This is a genomic window from Streptomyces sp. NPDC101165 (assembly GCF_044768135.1).
GTDB lineage: Bacteria > Actinomycetota > Actinomycetes > Streptomycetales > Streptomycetaceae > Streptomyces.
In genome coordinates this window covers 308,072-324,956 of record NZ_JBIWPG010000003.1, presented here as the reverse complement: position 1 = coordinate 324,956, position 16,885 = coordinate 308,072, and the positions used below count along the sequence as shown (strand labels likewise).

Genomic DNA, 16,885 nt, shown 5'->3' with positions numbered 1-16,885 from the left:
GCTCACCCGGCGTTCGGCGCCCGGTGCAGGGGCTGCTCGGGGTCCGGGCGGGGGCCGACCGGGGGTACGGAGCGGACGGCCGGCTCGTCGGTGCTCACCCGCAGTGCCTCCCCGTGGTGCTGGAGCGTGAGCGGCTCCCCCTCCAGCAGCGTGTACGTCGCCTTGTCCGCACCGATCTCCACCCTGACGCGACGGCCGCGGAACTGGAGGCTGAAGGCGAGGCGGCGCAGCCGCTCGGGCAGGCGCGGCGCGAACCGCAGCCCCTCGCCGTCGCGGCGCAGTCCGCCGAAGCCCGCGACCAGCGCCATCCAGGTCCCGGCCAGCGAGGCGATGTGCAGTCCGTCCCGGGTGTTGTGCTCCAGGTCCTCCAGGTCCATCAGGGCCGCCTCGGCCGTGTAGTCGTAGGCGAGCCGCAGATGGCCCGCCTGGGCGGCGATGACGGCCTGGCAGCAGGCGGACAGCGACGAGTCGCGTACGGTCAGCGGCTCGTAGTAGGCGAAGTTGCGGGCCACCTGCTCGTCGTCGAAACGGTCGCCGCACGTGTACATGGCCAGCACCAGGTCGGCCTGCTTGACGACCTGTTTGCGGTAGAGGTCGAAGTAGGGGAAGTTCAGCAGCAGCGGGTACTGCTCGGGGCGGGTGTGCGCGAAGTCCCAGCGCTGGTAGCGGGTGAATCCGGCGTGCTGCTCGTGGACGCCAAGGTCGTCGTTGTAGGGGATGTGCACGGCCTCGGCGGCGTCGCGCCAGGCCGCGCTCTCCTCCGCGTCCACGCCCAGGCGCTCCGCTTCGCGCGGGTGCCGTTCGACGGCATCGGCGGCGGCGAGCAGGTTCTGGCGGGCCATCAGGTTGGTGTACGTGTTGTCGTCGGCCACCGCGCTGTACTCGTCGGGGCCGGTGACGCCGTCGATGTGGAAGACCCCGCGCTGGTCGTGGTGGCCGAGCGAGCGCCACAGGCGGGCGGTCTCCACCAGCAGCTCCACTCCCGCCTCCCGCTCGAAACGGGTGTCGCCGGTGGCCTCGAGGTAGCGGACGACCGCGTCGGCGATGTCGGCGTTCACATGGAAGGCCGCGGTCCCGGCCGGCCAGTACGCCGAGCCCTCCGCGCCCTGGATGGTCCGCCAGGGGAATGCGGCCCCGCCGAGCCCCAGTTGGGCAGCGCGCTCGCGAGCCTCGTCGAGGGTGTTGTACCGCCAGCGCAGCGCCTCGGCGACTGCCTCGGGTGCGGTGTGGGTGAGGACGGGCAGCACGAACATCTCGCTGTCCCAGAAGGCGTGCCCGTCGTAGCCGGAGCCGGTCAGGCCCTTGGCGGGTATCGCCCGCTGCTCGGCGCGGGCCCCGGCCTGCAGGACGTGGAAGAGGGCGAACCGCACGGCCTGCTGGATCTCCTCGTCGCCGTCCACCTCGACGTCCGCGCCGGACCAGAAGTCGTCCAAGTAGGCGCGCTGGTCGTCCAGGAGCCCCTGCCAGCCGTCGTGCGCGGCGGCCGCGAGGGCGGCGTCGACCTGGTCGGCCATCGCGGGCAGCGAGCGGGTGCCGGACCAGCCGTGGGCGACCAGCTTCTCCACCCGCAGCGTCTGACCCGGCTCCAGGACGGAGGTGACGGTGAGCCGCGCGACGTCGCCGCCGCTCTCGCTGCGGCTCGTGGTGCGCTCGGGACCGGTGACCACGTGGTCGGCGGCCACGGCCACCCGCAGGCCGCTGCGCCGGGTGCGGTGCACCAGCCGCAGCCGGTTGCCGACGGCGAGGTCGTCCTCCCGCTCCAGCGGCGACTGCAGCGCCATCGCGGCGCGCGGGTCGCCGTTCGAACCGGGCAGCTGTTCGTTGGCGACCAGCTCCGACTGGATCACCACCCGGCTGCGGCGGCCGACGGCCTCCACCTCGTACGCCACCGCGGCCACCGCCCGCTGGGTCAGCGACACCAGCCGGGTCGAGCGGACCCGGACCGTGGAGCCGGCCGGGGACGTCCACTCGACGGTCCGCTCCAGCACTCCGCGGCGCAGGTCCAGGACCCGCTCGTGGGCGACGAGCCGGCCGTAGCGCAGGTCGAACGGCTCGTCGTCCACCAGGAGCCGCAGGATCTTGCCGTTGGTGACGTTGATGACCGTCTGCCCGGACTCCGGATAGCCGTAGCCGGCCTCCGCGTACGGCAGCGGATGCACCTCGTGCACCCCGTTGAGGTAGCTGCCGGGCAGGCCGTGCGGTTCGCCCTCGTCCAGGTTGCCGCGCCAGCCGACGTGGCCGTTGGACAGCGCGAACACCGACTCGCTCTGGGCGAGGACGTCGAGGTTCAGGTCCGTCTCGCGCACGGCCCACGGCTCGACCGTGTACGACCGGTGGGTGATCACTGCTTGCCTCCCAGTTCGGCGAGATCCTTGACGACGATGCTCGCGCCGTGTGCGTACAGGGCGTCGGTCTGTCCGACCCGGTCGACGCCGACGACGTGTCCGAAGCCGCCCGAGCGGCCCGCGTCCATGCCGGCCAGCGCGTCCTCGAAGACGGCCGCTTGCGCCGGCTCGACGCCCAGGTCGTGGGCGGCGGCCAGGAAGGTGTCGGGGTGCGGCTTGCCCGGCAGGTTCCGCTCGGCGGCGACCACGCCGTCGATGCGGACGTCGAAGAAGTGCTCGGCGCCGACGGCCCGCAGCACGTCCCGGCAGTTGGCACTGGAGGAGACGATCGCGGTGCGCAGGCCCTGCGCGCGGACGGCCTCCAGATAGCGCAGGGTGCCCTCGTAGGCCTCCACACCGCCGGTGCGGATCCGCTCCAGCAGCAGGTCGTTCTTGCGGTTGCCGAGGCCGTGCACGGTGCGGGCGTCGGGCGGGTCGTCGGGGCCGCCCTCGGGCAGGTGGATGCGGCGCGAGTCGAGGAAGGAACGGACCCCGTCGGCGCGCGGGCGTCCGTCGACGTACTCGTCGTAGTCGGCGATCTCGTCGAACGGCCGCGCCTGCGGGCCCTCGTACTCGCGCAGGAACGCGTCGAACGTCTCCTTCCAGGCGGCCGCGTGCACGACGGCCGTCTTGGTGACGACCCCGTCGAGGTCGAACAGACAGGCCAGGATGGTGTCGGGCAGACCGAGCTGAGTCATACCCAGCACCTTTCCCCATGGAGTGCGCTCCAGTGGGTGGCGAGCGCCACACGAGCCAGACTTTCGAACCTTCCGGCCCGACTCTCACCGTCGTCGCCGCGGTGACACACTCTGCTGTGTGCCGCTGACCTTCGACGACCTCCTCACCCGCGCCCGTGCCCTCGCCGGGGGCGGGCGGCGCGCGATCCTCGGGATCGCGGGCGGCCCGGGCTCGGGAAAGACGACGCTGGCCGAGCAGCTGGTACGCGCCCTGAACGCCGACGGGCCGCCCTGGGTGGCGCACGTCCCCATGGACGGCTTCCATCTGGCCGACGTCGAGCTGGACCGGCTCGGCCGCCGCGACCGCAAGGGTGCGCCGGACACCTTCGACGCCGCCGGGTACGCGGCGCTGCTGCGGCGGCTGCGCGAGGAGACCGGCGAGGTGGTGTACGCGCCCGGGTTCGAGCGGGTCCTGGAGCAGCCGATCGCGGGCGCGATCCCGGTGCCGCCGACGGCGCGGCTGGTGGTGACGGAGGGCAACTACCTGCTGCTGGCGGAGGGTTCGTGGGCGCGGGTGCGGCTGTGCCTGGACGAGGTGTGGTACTGCGAGCTCGACGAGCCGGAGCGGATCCGGCGGCTGGTCGCCCGGCACGAGGAGTTCGGCAAGGAGCGCGAGGCGGCCGTGTCCTGGGTCCTGGGGACGGACCAGCGCAACGCCGAGCTGATCGCCACGACGCGGGACCGGGCGGACCTGGTCGTGCCGCCCGGCGCGCTGCCCTAGGTCCTGGCTCGGACGCTCAGCGTGAGCACGGGTTCGCCGGCGGCATCGCCCGCCGGATCCCCGAGCACCGCGGTGAACGCCTCGGTGCGTACCGTCAGCCCCTGCTCGTCGCTGTCGAAGGCGGGTGAGAAGGAGCCGCCGGGCCCGTAGCGCACCGCGAACACGTGCAGGCCCTCCGGAGCGCCCGGTGCCGGGTCGGCCTCCAGCGCGGTGGAGCCGACCAGGTGGCGCCAGCCCTCGTCGGGGTTGCCGTAGCCGCGCGGGTCGGCCGCGAGTGCGAACGCCGCCTGTTCCTGGGTGAGTTCGGCGCGGGCGTCGAAGTGGTCGGGGCCCGGGTCCGCGGGATGCGTCAGGCGCAGCCCGCCCGCGGCGGCGACCTGGCCCTCGGCGACGCGGCGCACCCGGTCGCCGTCGTCGGCGGCGTACGGCAGCCCGGACAGCAGGTACGGCGCCCCGTCGAGCCGTTCCACGGCGACCGTCACCCACAGGCTGGTGCCGTCGGTGACGTACAGCGACCGCACATGGCGCAGCACATGGTCGCGGCCGACGACCGGTTTGGTGACCAGCTTGGCCGCGAGCCCGTCGGCGCTGACGTCGCGGACGCGCACCTCGCCCATGGGGCGGCACAGCAGGAAGCCGTCCGTGACCGGGCCGAACCCGTGCTGGCGGCGCACTGCGGCGGGCAGGTAGTAGGTGCCGGCCGCCTCGACGAGCGAGGGAGTCATGCGGCTGTCGAAGGCGACGGAGACCGTGCCGGAGCGCAGCTGGTGGCGGGCGGGTGCGGTCGACGGGACGCGGTGCCAGCGGGTGGTGTCCTGGATCTGCCAGACCAGCATGAAGGCGAAGTGCCCGTCGATGCGGCCGTCGCGCTGGACCGCGTGCCGTCCCGTGGGGGTACCTCCCACGCCCTTTGGGCAGTGGGGGAGGGTGTCGCCCCGGTAGCGGCCCAGGTCCGCGCCGATGCGTGCGCTGAAGTAGCGCAGGCCCAGGACGGATTCGAACCCGGAGTGCTGCTCGCTGTAGCGGGGGCCGCCGTTGTCGAAGCCGCCGCTCGTCAGACGGGCGTCGATGTAGCGGGCGAGCGCCTCTCCGTCCTCGGCGAACACCTCCTCGCCGCTGACCCGGTGGGCCTGGGCGAGGAAGGAGAGCGAGATCGGGCCGTAGTTGTTGTCGTACGCACCGCCGTGCTCGGGCGGCAGCAGGGCGCCCCGGTCGCGGACCCGGTGGGCGCGGATCTCGTCGGAGTACAGGGCGAGCGCGCGGGCGCGCACCTGGTCCCCCTGCGCGTCGGGGAGATGGCGGGCCAGCATCAGGCCGCCGACCACACAGCCGATGGCCTGGTTGCCCGCCTCCTGCGGGTTGAAGAAGGTCGCCTCGGTCAGCCGGCGCCAGTAGCCGTGGGCCAACTCCGTGAGCTCGGTGCGCTGTTCGTCGTCCAGGAGGCCGTCGGCCGCGTCGAGGACGTTGACCGCCTGGAGCAGCGCCCACACCGTGCTCGGCCAGTCACCGATGGGGTGGGCGCCCGCTTCCAGCACGTAACGGGCGTACGGCAGGCCCGAGTCGGTGGTGCGGAGGTTCGGGTAGCCGGGGTTGTCGTCGGTGTAGACACGCTCGCGCAGATGGAAGGCGAGACTGCGGCGCACCGCTTCCGGCAGCCGGGGGTCCCGGCCGCGCTGCCAGGCGAGGGCGAGCAGGGAGGTGATGCCGAGGGAGGTGTCGCCGATGTCGTCGCCCGCGTCGGGGTGTTCCAGGTTGCCCTCGGGGGTGAGGCGGGACAGGGCCTGCTCGGTGACGTCGGCGAGGACCGCGTCGTACGCCTCGGGGGTGTCCGGGAGGTCGTGCAACGGGCCGCGCTGGTGAGGGAGATGCACGGGTGGATCAGCCCTTCATGCCGGAGGTCGCCATGCCTTCCACCAGCCTCTTCTGGAAGATGAGGAAGCAGATGAGCGTGGGCGCAAGCGCGATGGTCGACATGGCGAACATTGCGCCGTACGAGGAGCCGCTCGTCTGGTCCAGGAACAGGGTCAGCCCGAGCGGGACCGTGAACGTGTCGTTCTGCTGGAGGTAGACGAGCTGGTGCAGGAAGTCGTCGTACGTCCAGATGAAGGTGAAGATCGTGGTGGTGATCAGGGCCGGCTTCATCAGCGGCAGGATGATCTTCCAGTAGATCTGCAGGGGGTTGGCGCCGTCCATCATGGCCGCCTGGTCCAGCTCGCGCGGGATGGAACGGATGAACTGGACCATCAGGAAGATGAAGAACGCGTCCGTGGCCAGGAACTTCGGCACGATCAGCGGGAGGTAGGTGTTGATCCAGGTCAGGTTGTAGAAGATCGTGTACTGCGGGATCAGGACGGCCTGCGTGGGCAGCATCAGCGTGCCGAGCATCAGTCCGAACCAGATCTTCTTGCCCCGGAACTCGAAGCGCGCGAACGCGTAGGCGGCCAGCGAGCAGGAGATGATGTTTCCGATCACCGCGCCGATCGTGACGATCAGCGAGTTGGTGATGTAGAGGGAGAAGGAGTTGCCGGAGCCGCTCCAGCCCTCGGAGTAGTTCTGCGGGTGCAGCCGGTCCGGGATCAGCCCGGGGTGGGTGAAGATCTCGGTGTCGGGCTTGAGCGAGCTGCTCAGCATCCACAGCAACGGGTACAGCATGACGACCGCGACGCCGATGAGCACGGTGTGGAGGAAGATGCGGCGGGTGCCGGTGGCCGAGCGGAGCTTCTGCAGCGGCGACGTCGAGGGGCGGGGCGGGGTGATGGCGGACATGGGGGGTGAGGACTCCTCGCTCAGGCGTCGAATTGGACTCTGACGACGTCAGTCGTCGTAATGCACCCAGTAGCGGCCGGCGACGAAGTTGACCGCCGTGAAGCCGGCGATGACCAGGAACAGCACCCAGGCCAGCGCCGAGGCGTACCCCATCTGCAGGTCGGTGAAGCCCTTCTTGTACAGGTAGAGGGAGTACAGCATGGTCGAGTTGAGCGGTCCCCCGGTGCCGTTGCTGATCACAAAGGCGGGGGTGAACGTCTTGAACGCGTCGATGATCTGCAGGACCACGTTGAAGAAGACGATCGGCGTGAGCAGCGGAAGGGTGATCCGGAAGAACCGGGTGACGGGCCGGGCGCCGTCGATCGCCGCCGCCCCTACACGTCCTTCGGCAGCTGTTTGAGTCCGGCGAGGAAGATGACCATCGGTGTGCCGAACTGCCAGACGGCGAGCAGGACGAGCGTGTAGAGCGCGGAGTCGGGGCTGGAGATCCAGTCCTGGCCCTTGATGCCGAACCAGCCGAGGAAGTCGTTGAACAGGCCGTCGCCGCCGAAGACCTGGCGCCACACGATGGCGATGGCCACCGCTCCGCCCAGCAGCGAGGGCAGATAGAAGGCGGCCCGGTACAGGCCCATGCCCTTCAGGTCCCGGTTGAGGAGCATCGCCACGCCGAGCGCGAGCGCCAGCTTCAGCGGCACGGAGACGAGGACGTACAGCAGGGTGGCGTGCACCGAGTCCCAGAACACCGGGTCGTCGGTGAACATGTGCGAGTAGTTCTCGGTGCCGACCCACTTGGCGGACGAGAGCAGGTCGAAGTCCGTGAACGACAGGTACAGCGAGTCCAGCATCGGGTAGATCGTCAGGCCGAACAGGCCGACGAACCAGGGGGCCAGGAAGAGGTACGGCCACCTGCCCCCGCCGCGCCGTCTGGCGGCGCGCCGGCGCATCCGTTCCCGCTCGCACTGGTCGGCGGGGATCGCCGGCGCCTCCCCCACGACCTCGTCGGTCTTGGTGGTGGTCATGCTCATCTTCTCCCTGCCCCTCTCCCGGTGCCTGACTGTGCTGGGGCGGGCGGTCAGCCCGCGAGGATCGACTGCGCCTGGTCGAAGAACTCGCTCAGCTGTGCCTTGATGGTCTTCTTGCCGAAGGCGACCGCCAGGTTGGACTGGAACAGCAGGTCCCAGATCTGGTCCGCGCCCTTGGGCGGGGGCACCGGCGCGGGCAGCGCGCCCGCGGCCTTGGAGACCCGCTGGGAGATGTAGTCGGCGTTCGCCATGTTCAGCTTGTCGGTCTCGGTCAGCCCGCCGGAGATCAGCGAACGGGCCTTCTCGGTCGGCGGGATGCCGCGCAGCAGCTGCATGTCCTTGATGGCGGTGGCGTCCTGGGCGAAGAAGTCCATGATCTTCACCGAGTCGGCGATCTGCTTGCCGGCCTTGGTGGCGCTCAGCAGCACACCGCCGTTGACGAAGTTGCCCTCGCGGGCGCCGGACCAGTCGCCCTGCGGGGTGGGCAGGAAGTCCAGCTGGGCGTCGGTGATCGAGCCGCCGGCGCCGTAGACACCGGAGTCGAAGGTGAACAGGGCCTTGCCGATGACCACCGCGTTCTTGGTGAGGTCGTTGTGCGCGGCCGAGGTGACAGCGGGCGGCGGGCAGGCGTGGTCCCGCCGCATCCCGGCCCAGAACTCCCACCACTCCTGCAGGGTGTCGGCGGTGAAGCCGAGCTTCTTGCCGTCGTCGGAGAAGAACTGCCGGCCCTTCTCTCGGGCGAAGATCTCGAAGCACTGGAGGGTGGAGCCGCCGCCGTCGTCGACGCCGTACTGCTTGCCGCCGCTCTTCTTGTAGACGTCGGTCGCGATCTTCTTCAGGTCGTTCCAGGTCCACTCGCGGTCGGGCAGCTTCAGGCCGAGCTGCTCCAGGCCGGAGCGGTTGACGGTGAGCTGGTTGACGCCGATGCCGGACGGGACGCCGTACAGCTTGCCGTCGACGGTGCCGGCGGCCAGGAGCGTCTTGGAGAAGCCGGTCAGGTCCAGGGACTTGCCGACGTAGGAGTCGAGCGGGGCGAGGATGCCCTTGCGGGCGTACTGCGCGACCAGCGCGGTGTCCATCTGCAGCAGGTCGGGGGCGCTGCCGCCGGCGACCTGGGTGTTGAACTTGTCGAAGTAGCCGTCGTAGCCCTGGTAACGGGTCTCGATCTCGATCTTCGAGTTCTTCTTCTCGAAGTAGGCGAGGGCCTTCTTGTACGCGGCGTGCCGGTCGTCGCTGCCCCACCAGGTCATGGTCAGCTTGCCGCTGTCGCTGCCCGCCCCGGTGCCGCCGGCACAGGCGGCGAGGGTGGGGCCGAGCGCGCCGGCGACGGCCAGTCCGCTCGCGGTGCGGAAGAGGGTTCTGCGCGAGATCTGGTGACCCACCGGGTCCTCCCTGAAGGTGCGTGACGGATCCCGGAGCCGGTCAACTCGGCTCGGGCGCCTTGGTGTTGGAATCGCTTTCCGGTACGCGGCCTCGCCCGGCCGCGCACCCCTGACGGGTGCGGTCCCCGGCCCTGACGGCCGTTGCCCAGCGAGCACGCCCTCGCGTGGCTGCCGTACGTCACGTACGGTCGGGACGCCCACCCTCGAGCCGGGGTCCCGCCCGGCTTAGAAAGCGCTTGTCCGGACATTGGCAGACCGAGTCGGAGGCCGTCAATCCTTCGCCCGCACGGCCTCGGTCACGGTTTGGACTCCGCGTGCGATCGCGAGCCCGGCCGCGCCGGTGACGGTGCCGAGGTCCCCGACCGTGCTGCTGACCACCTCGGTGGGCCAGCTCAGCCGCTCCAGTTCGGCCCGGACACCGGGCAGGAGCTGCGGGTCGGCGCCGGTGCTGCCGCCGAGCACGATCAGTCCGGGATCCAGCACGGCGGCCACGGCGGCGGCGAGCCGGCCCACGTCGGCGGCATGGCGGGCGACGACGGCGCGGGCCGTCGCCCGGCCCTCGGCGGCGAGGGCGAAGAGCTGCTCGGTGGTGCGGGGGCGCGGGCCGTCGGCGGACTGCCAGGCCTCCGCGGCCCGGTGCAGCAGGGAGTGCGCTCCGACGTACTCCTCCAGGGCCTCGCGGCGCGGCTCGCGGTCGTCGTCCCAGGGGTAGGGCAGCCGGGCCAGCTCGCCCGCGGCGCCGTTCGCTCCGCGCAGCACCCGGCCGCCGACGACGATGCCGAGGCCGACGCCCACGCCGATCCGCAGATAGCCGAAGGTGTGGCGGCCGCGGGCGGCGCCCTCGTGCAGCTCGGCGAGCGCCGCGCAGTTCACGTTGTTCTCGAGGTGGACGGGGACACCGGGCGGCAGTGCGACGGCCATCGCGTCGTAGGCGGGCCCGGCCTTGGCGGTCGCGGGCCGCATGCCGGTGCCCTCGTGGTCCTGTGCGGTGACGTCGCCGACGGCGACGACGATGGTGCGCAGCGGGGCGTCTGCGGGCAGCGCGGCGAGGGTCTCGCGTACGGCGTCTGCGGCATCGGCCCGGGAGGTGGTGGCCTCGGCGAGCAGGCTGCCGTCGAGGGCGCAGCCGCGTACCCGCGTGCGGTCGGGGCCGAGGTCCACGGCGAGCACGGTCCCGGCGGCCGGGCCGAGGCGGTAGACGGCGGCGGTGCGGCCGGTGCCGCTGGAGGCCGTACCGGAGTGGGCGGCGAGCCCCGCGGCCTCCAGCTCGGCCACGGCTGCGGAGACCGTCGGTTTCGAAAGTCCCGCGTCGGCCGCCAGCCTGGGGCGGGTGGCGGTGCCGGCCGCGGCCAGGACGGCGAACACCGCGCGGGCGCTCTCGCTCAGGATCATGCTCTCCCCCAGATTCGAGCCGCAGTCTGCTGGTGAGGGCGCCGGGATTGCGTGCCTCTTGACGCACTCTACTTCGTTAGTTAATTTCCTAACGAACTCCACGGTACTCGCCTGCCGTGACCGCAGCCGAAGCCCGTCCCGGGGCTTCCCGACACCTTCTGCAGCCGTTCATCCCGGCGCGGTTCGCCCGCCGTCGCAGCACAGCACCAGGGAGCACGGCCCCTGCAGCACAGCTCCCTGCGGACGACGAAAGAGGATCCGTGCAGGACGTTCCGCATCCCCTCGTGGTCGGGATCGACGTGGGCGGCACCAAGACCCATCTCCGGGCACTGGCCGGGGGCGAACTGGTCGCCGACCGCGTCCGTTCCAGCAGCGGCTGGCGGCCGCACGCCCCGGCCGCCGCCGCGGCCTGGCTGGCGGCACTGCTCGACGACGCCCTGCCGGCCGGTCTCCGCCCGGCCGCCCTCGCCGTGGGCGGGCACGCCTGCGAGACACCACGCCAGTGCGCCGCGATCCGGGCCGCCCTGGGCGACGTCCTGGACGCGCCCGCGCTGATCGTCGGCGACGCCGAACTCCTCGTCCCCGCCGCCGGGCTGGAGAAGGGGGTCGGTCTGGTCGCGGGCACCGGCTCGGTCGCGGTCGGCCGCGCGGCGGACGGCGCCCCGGTGCAGGTCGGCGGCTGGGGCGCGGCCCTCGGCGACGAGGGCGGCTCGGCCGGGCTGGTCCGGGAGGCCGCACGGGCCTGCTGGGCCGCCCACGACCGCGGCGCCGCGCCCGACGCGCTGGCCTCCGCACTGCTCGCCGCGTTCGGCGTGCCCGAAGTGCCCGCGCTCGGCGCGGCGTTGGAGGGCGCCACGGACGTCTCCGCCGAGTGGGGCCGGCACGCCCCGGTCCTCTTCTCGGCCGCAGAAGCGGGCTCCGGGCTCGCCCGCGACGTGATAGCGGCCGGGGGCCGCTCCCTCGCCGCGCTCGTGGTCCGGCTCGCCGACCGCGGCCTCGCCGTGGACGACGTGGTGGTCGCGGGCAGCACAGTCCTCGCCCAGCCGCTCCTGTACGACGCCTTCACGGCCGCGCTCGCCGCCGCCCTGCCCGACGCACGGCCGCACCCGTTGCGGGTGCCGCCCGTCAACGGGGCGGTGGCGCTGGGGCGTTCGATCCTGTGAACGGCACGCCCCGCATTCACCTGCCCCACACGCCCGCGTCGCCGGGGACTCCCCGACGGGACACGACCCCGCCCTAGATATTCACTCGTTCAACTTCTTTCCCACGGGATCGCACAATCCGGCACATCGCGGCCGGGCGTCCCGGCCGCGCGCGCCGGGCGGTCCCGTGGGCCACTCCCCGGCCGTCGTCCGGCCGAAGAACTCCAGAGAGGCACACGCATGCCGTCACCCGCCGGGCTCCGCTCCTCCTCGCCGGCCCGTGGAACCGCCCTGGGCCGACGCGGTTTCCTCAAGACCTCGCTGGGCGCGTCGGCGGGCGTGCTCGTCGCACCGACCTTCGCCGCGTGGCTGTCCGCCGCCGACGCCAAGGCCGCTACCGTCCCCGCTGCGTTCGTCGACGACTACCGGACCAACGTCCTCGCCAACCTCACCCCCGAGACCAACGCGGTGGTCCGGATCCTCGGCGGCTTCGCCCAGGTGTGGAAGACCGGCTCGGCCTGGAACACCGGTACCCCGCTGCGCCCCGAGGTACTGCGCGCCAACATGCTCTACTGCGCCCGGACCACCACCGAGCGCACCGACGCGCAGGCGAAGGAGGCGTTCGTCTACGACCGCCAGCACCAGAGCTACGCGATGATCGCCGGCCTCGGCCCGCTGGCCGACCTCTACCGGGCGGGCGCCAGGGCGGTCACCTCGATCACCGGCGCACCCGACGGCACCCCGGCGACCACCGTCAGCGACGCGGTGCCCGCGAACGCCCCGGCCGGCTCGGCCCTCGGCGCCGGTGCCCACGACTCCGCGCTCGGCAAGGTCGCCGAACTGGTCGACACCGTGCGCGGTCCGTACGCCTCCGGCAACCCGGCCAAGTACGCCTACCAGTACCCGCGTCCGTGGCGCATGAACGCGGACAGCGAGGTCGTCGACACCGGCGCGAAGGACGCGCTCGGCTACCCGGTGTACGAGTCCGACGTGGTGGTCGCCCCGCAGTTGCTGCGGCAGCGCGGCACCTCACCGGCCGACGACGGCGGATTCCCGAGCGGCCACACCAACGCCTTCCACCTGGCCGCCCTCGCCTACGCGTACGCGGTGCCCGAGCGGTTCCAGGAGCTGGTGACGCGCGCCTTCGAGCTGAGCCACACCCGGATCGTGGCGGGCATGCACCACACCGTCGACGTCATCGGCGGCCGCGTCATGGCCACCGCGCTGGCCGCTGCCACCCTCGCCGACCCGGCCAACGCCGGGCTGAAGGCCGCCGCCCGCGCCCAGGCCCTCGCCCACTTCACCGCGCAGACCGGCACCACCGCCGACACCCTGTACGCCTACGCGCACCAGGACACCGACCCGTACGCCGACCGGGACGCCAACGCCCGTTCGGTCCGGCCCCGGTTGACGTACGTGCTCACCCGGCAGGGCCACAGCGCGCCGCTGACCGTGCCGAAGGGCGCCGAGGTGCTGTTGGAGACCCGGCTGCCGTACCTGGACGCGGACCAGCGTCGCGAGGTGCTGCGCACCACCGGGCTGCCCGCCGGATACGTGCTGCTCGACGGCGCCGAGCAGTGGGGGCGGCTGGACCTGTTCGCCGCCGCCGACGGTTACGGCGCCTTCGACTCCGACGTCACCGTCACCCTGGACGCGGCCGCCGGCGGTTTCTCGGCGGCCGACAGCTGGCGCAACGACATCGACGGGTGCGGCGGCCTGGCCAAGCGGGGCACCGGCACGCTGACGCTGAGCGGCCGCAACCGGTACACGGGCGGGACGGTGCTGAAGTCCGGTGCGCTGACGGCCGGTTCCGAGGACGCCCTCGGCCACGGGGACGTGCGGGTCTCGGGCGGCACCCTGCGGGTCGACGAGCGGCTGCGGGTGCGGGGCGGGTACGCCCAGGACTCCGGCACCCTGAAGGTCACCCTGTGCACGGGCCACAAGGCGCCACTGACCGTGAAGCACCTGGCGGTACTGGGCCGTTCGGCCGTGCTGTCGCTGCGACTGGACACCGAGCGGCCGCCGGCCGCGGGCAGCATGCTGCCGGTGCTCGACGTGCCCCGGCTGCGCGGGCAGTTCGACCGCGTGGAGGTGAACTCCGACGTGCTGCGGGCCGTACCCGTGTACACGGCAGAAGGTCTGTCGGTACGACTCGTGAAGCGGTGACGCCCCGGTGGCGGGAGCGGTGCGACAGTAGGGCCATGATCCGGCTTCGGCGACAGGGCCCGGCTCCCGCCACCGCACGGCCGGTGCCACCGTGGGGCGGATGATGGCGCGCGCACAGCACACGGCCCAGGTCCTCGTAGCCGAGGCCCCCGCGGACGACGGCCCCCGGCGGCGTACGGCCCGGGACCGGCTGTACGCCGGGCTGCGCCGCCGGCGGCGGTGGCTGGTGCCGCTCCTGGTGGCACTGCTGCTGGCCCAGATGGCCGCCGCGATGGTCACCACGGCGGTCCGGCAGACGCCCACCATCGACGAACCCGTGTACGTGGCAACGGCCACCGACTATGTGCGTGAGCACCGGGTGCGGTACAACCCCGAGCACCCGCCGCTCGGCAAGTTGCTGATCGCGGCCGGGGTGGCGGTGGCGGACCCGCACTACGACCCGTCGTACACCGGCACCCAGGGCGAGGTGGGCCGGCATCTGCTGTACGAGTCGGGCAACGATCCATGGCGGCTGATGCTGTGGGCACGGCTGCCGGTGATCGCGCTGACCCTGCTGTTCGCGCTGGTGGTGTTCGCGTTCGCGCATGAGCTGACGGGTTCGGCGGGCGGGCTGGCGGCGCTCGCGCTGTACGCCTTCTCGCCGGACGTGATCGCGCACGGCTCGCTGGCCACGCTGGACGTGCCGGCGGCCGGGTTCGTGCTGACGTCCGTCTGGCTGGTGTGGCGGGCCCGGGACCGGCCCCGGTTGTATCTGCCGCTCTCCGGGGCGGCCCTCGGGGCGGCGGTGGCGACGAAGATGAGCGCGCTGCCGGCGATCCCCGTGGTGATGCTGCTCGCGGTGGTGTCGGTGGGGGCGGCCCGGCGGGGTGCCGAGCGGCGCCGGAAGGCGCTCCTGGGGCTCGCGGGGGCGGCGGTCGTGGCGCTGGTGGCGGTCGCCGTCGTGTGGGGCACGTATCTGGCGGTCGATCCCCTGCTGCGGTTCACACCCGCCGAGCCGGTGCCGGCCGTGCACGGGCTGCGCGGGCGCGTGACGGACCTGCTGCCGTTGCCGGAGGCGTACCGGGCGGGGATGCGGGTGCAGTTCGGGCTGGAGGACTACCCCTGGCAGGGCTATCTGTTCGGGCGTCTGTACACGGGATCGCTCTGGTACTACCTGCCCGTCGCCCTGCTGGTGAAGACACCGCTCGGGCTGCTCGCGCTGGGCGCGGCCGGTGCCGTGGCCGTACTGACGGTGCGACGGCTTCGGCCCGCCGCACCGTATCTGCTGCTGCCGCCCGCGGTGCTGCTGGCGGCGGCGATGACGGGTTCGCGGGACTTCGGGACCCGGTACGCATTGTTCGTGCCGGTGTTCCTCGCGGTGGCGGGAGCGTGCGTGCGCGCGCTGCGATGGCGCTGGTCGGGTGTGCTGACGGGGCTCCTGGTGCTGTGGGTGGCGGTGAGTTCGCTGCGCACGTTCCCGTACTACCTGCCGTACGCCAACGAGGCGTTCGGCGGGCCGGCCAACACCCACCGGCTGCTGCACGACTCCAACGTGGACTGGGGCCAGGACCTCGGCCGGCTCGCCGACCGGCTCCGGCAGCGGTACCCGGGCGAGCGGGTGTGGCTGGTCTACAAGGGCAGCGGCGTGCCGTCGTACTACGGCATCCGTGCCGTCGATCCGCGCACGGTGCCGCCCGGCCGGGTGCACGGACTGCTCGTCGTGTCGGACTCCGCGGTGGCCAAGGCACGTGGTCGATTGGCTGAATTGATCGAGTCAAGCCGCCCAGTCGATCAAGTGGGTCATTCGATCACCTTGTATCGGCGGTGAGCCTGCCTGCCCGTCACAGCCCCTGGTCATGACGGTCGGTGAGCTATGTTGAGTGGTCGTGGGAGACAAAGAAGAAGGGTCGGCGCCCTCGCCGCAGCAGGCACGCGCCCAGGCATCAGCGATCACCTCGGGCAAGACCGCGCCGGAGGCCGGGGCCGCACCGACCTCCCAGCTCAGGGAACTCTTCGACGGCCCCCGGCTGTCCCCGGGCCAGCGTCGCGTCGCCCAGTACCTGATCGAGCACATCACCGAGGCGGCGTTCCTGTCGATCACCGAGCTGGCGGACCGGGTGGGCGTCAGCCAGCCCTCCGTGACCCGCTTCGCGGCCGCCGTCGGCTTCAGCGGCTACCCGGCGCTGCGGGAGAAGCTCCAGTCGATCGCACTGAGCACGCTGGCGGGCGGGCCCGGCGAGGTGGACCGCGCCAACGAGCTCCAGGCGGCCGTCGACGCCGAGATCCAGAACCTGGAGAACATGCGCCGCGACTTCGCCGACCCCGACCGGGTGATCCAGGTCGGCCGCGCGCTGTCCCGCTCCACCCCGCTGACCGTGCTGGGACTGCGCATCTCCGTGTCGCTGGCCGAGTACTTCGGCTATGCCGCCCGCCGCATCCATCCCGACGTACGGCTGGTGACGCGCGGCGGCAGCGTGGCCTACGACGCGCTGCTGCAGTCGCGCGAGGCCGGCGGCACCTGGGTGCTGGCGTTCGCCATGCCCCGGCACGCACAGGAGACGCTCACGGCGCTCCGGGTCGCACGCGAGGCGGGCCTGAAGGTTGCCCTGATCACCGACCTGGCGCTCGGCCCGCTGGCCGACGAGGCCGACGTCACCTTCGCCACCGGCACCGGCTCCCGCCTGGTCTTCGACTCCTACGCGGCGCCCGGAGTGATGGCCGCGGCCCTGCTGCAGGCCATGACCGACGCCGATCCGGAGCGCACGCAGGCCCGCCTGGAGAAGTACGAACAGGTCGCCGACCAGCAGCAGTTCTTCCTGAAGGACTGAACCTTCCGGCCGCGGGAGACCCTTCCCGCAGTTCTTCCTGTCATCCGCACCCCGCACGGGGATCTTTCGCCGTCAGAGGATCATTCAACGCATATCCCGCATGAATGTTTTCATACGTCTTGCAAACCCGTCGGTATATATAAATACTGCTCACGGATCTCGCCCGGTCGACTTTGGGCTCGTTCCACACCTGCGGGACTCACCGCTCGCACACCGCCCCGAGAAAGCCGACGGACCGCCCATGCGCACGCAAGCACTCCAGCCGCGCAGGTCCTCCGCGCCCGGGGCCCCCGCACGGACACCCTCTGCCGCCGTCCCCTACCCACGTCGGCGATCAGGGTGTTCGGTGGCGCACCGCCCAGGCGA

General features: G+C 72.2%; 11 protein-coding genes and 1 pseudogene. 5 read left to right on the top strand and 7 right to left on the bottom strand.

All coding sequences use genetic code 11. The annotated features are described in order from the left end of the window. Positions 1-2 precede the first annotated feature (2 nt). Positions 3-2,345, bottom strand: a complete 2,343-nt coding sequence (locus ACIRVH_RS08095) for a glycoside hydrolase family 65 protein (RefSeq protein WP_403949451.1) — start codon at positions 2,343-2,345, stop codon at positions 3-5. Next, on the bottom strand, positions 2,342-3,082 hold the full coding sequence (locus ACIRVH_RS08090; protein WP_403949448.1) for a beta-phosphoglucomutase family hydrolase: 741 nt from the start codon (positions 3,080-3,082) through the stop codon (positions 2,342-2,344). Before ACIRVH_RS08090 ends, ACIRVH_RS08095 begins: the two co-directional genes overlap by 4 nt. Before the next feature lie 118 nt (positions 3,083-3,200). On the opposite strand from ACIRVH_RS08090, the gene ACIRVH_RS08085 reads away from it, so the two are divergent. Next, positions 3,201-3,842: a nucleoside/nucleotide kinase family protein gene (locus ACIRVH_RS08085; RefSeq protein WP_403949445.1), complete on the top strand. Its 642-nt coding sequence runs from the start codon at positions 3,201-3,203 to the stop codon at positions 3,840-3,842. Here ACIRVH_RS08085 and ACIRVH_RS08080 read toward each other — a convergent pair. The 5 genes and pseudogenes from ACIRVH_RS08080 to ACIRVH_RS08060 form a co-directional block, all read right to left on the bottom strand. After that, on the bottom strand, positions 3,839-5,713 hold the full coding sequence (locus tag ACIRVH_RS08080) for a hypothetical protein (RefSeq protein WP_403949443.1): 1,875 nt from the start codon (positions 5,711-5,713) through the stop codon (positions 3,839-3,841). The genes ACIRVH_RS08085 and ACIRVH_RS08080 overlap by 4 nt on opposite strands. 7 nt (positions 5,714-5,720) lie before the next feature. After that, positions 5,721-6,608: a carbohydrate ABC transporter permease gene (locus tag ACIRVH_RS08075; RefSeq protein ID WP_403949441.1), complete on the bottom strand. Its 888-nt coding sequence runs from the start codon at positions 6,606-6,608 to the stop codon at positions 5,721-5,723. A gap of 48 nt (positions 6,609-6,656) precedes the next feature. Then, positions 6,657-7,627 (bottom strand): annotated as a pseudogene (locus tag ACIRVH_RS08070) (carbohydrate ABC transporter permease). Positions 7,628-7,680: 53 nt separating this feature from the next. Then, entirely contained in the window at positions 7,681-9,012 is a 1,332-nt protein-coding gene (locus ACIRVH_RS08065; RefSeq protein ID WP_403949439.1) for an ABC transporter substrate-binding protein, read from the bottom strand. Positions 9,013-9,282: 270 nt separating this feature from the next. Continuing rightward, complete coding sequence (locus ACIRVH_RS08060; RefSeq protein WP_403949436.1) at positions 9,283-10,404, bottom strand: ROK family protein; 1,122 nt, start codon at positions 10,402-10,404, stop codon at positions 9,283-9,285. Between the two features lie 260 nt (positions 10,405-10,664). Here ACIRVH_RS08060 and ACIRVH_RS08055 point away from each other — a divergent pair, with 260 nt between their 5' ends. From ACIRVH_RS08055 to ACIRVH_RS08040, 4 genes are all read left to right on the top strand, one after another. Beyond that, positions 10,665-11,567 (top strand): BadF/BadG/BcrA/BcrD ATPase family protein, encoded by a 903-nt coding sequence (locus ACIRVH_RS08055; protein ID WP_403949433.1) that lies wholly within the window; start codon positions 10,665-10,667, stop codon positions 11,565-11,567. A gap of 219 nt (positions 11,568-11,786) precedes the next feature. Then, positions 11,787-13,712, top strand: a complete 1,926-nt coding sequence (locus tag ACIRVH_RS08050) for a phosphatase PAP2 family protein (protein ID WP_403949430.1) — start codon at positions 11,787-11,789, stop codon at positions 13,710-13,712. 100 nt (positions 13,713-13,812) lie between these two features. Continuing rightward, on the top strand, positions 13,813-15,519 hold the full coding sequence (locus ACIRVH_RS08045; protein ID WP_403949429.1) for a phospholipid carrier-dependent glycosyltransferase: 1,707 nt from the start codon (positions 13,813-13,815) through the stop codon (positions 15,517-15,519). Positions 15,520-15,571: 52 nt separating this feature from the next. Beyond that, positions 15,572-16,519: a MurR/RpiR family transcriptional regulator gene (locus tag ACIRVH_RS08040; RefSeq protein WP_389172670.1), complete on the top strand. Its 948-nt coding sequence runs from the start codon at positions 15,572-15,574 to the stop codon at positions 16,517-16,519. The last annotated feature ends 366 nt before the right edge of the window (positions 16,520-16,885 follow it).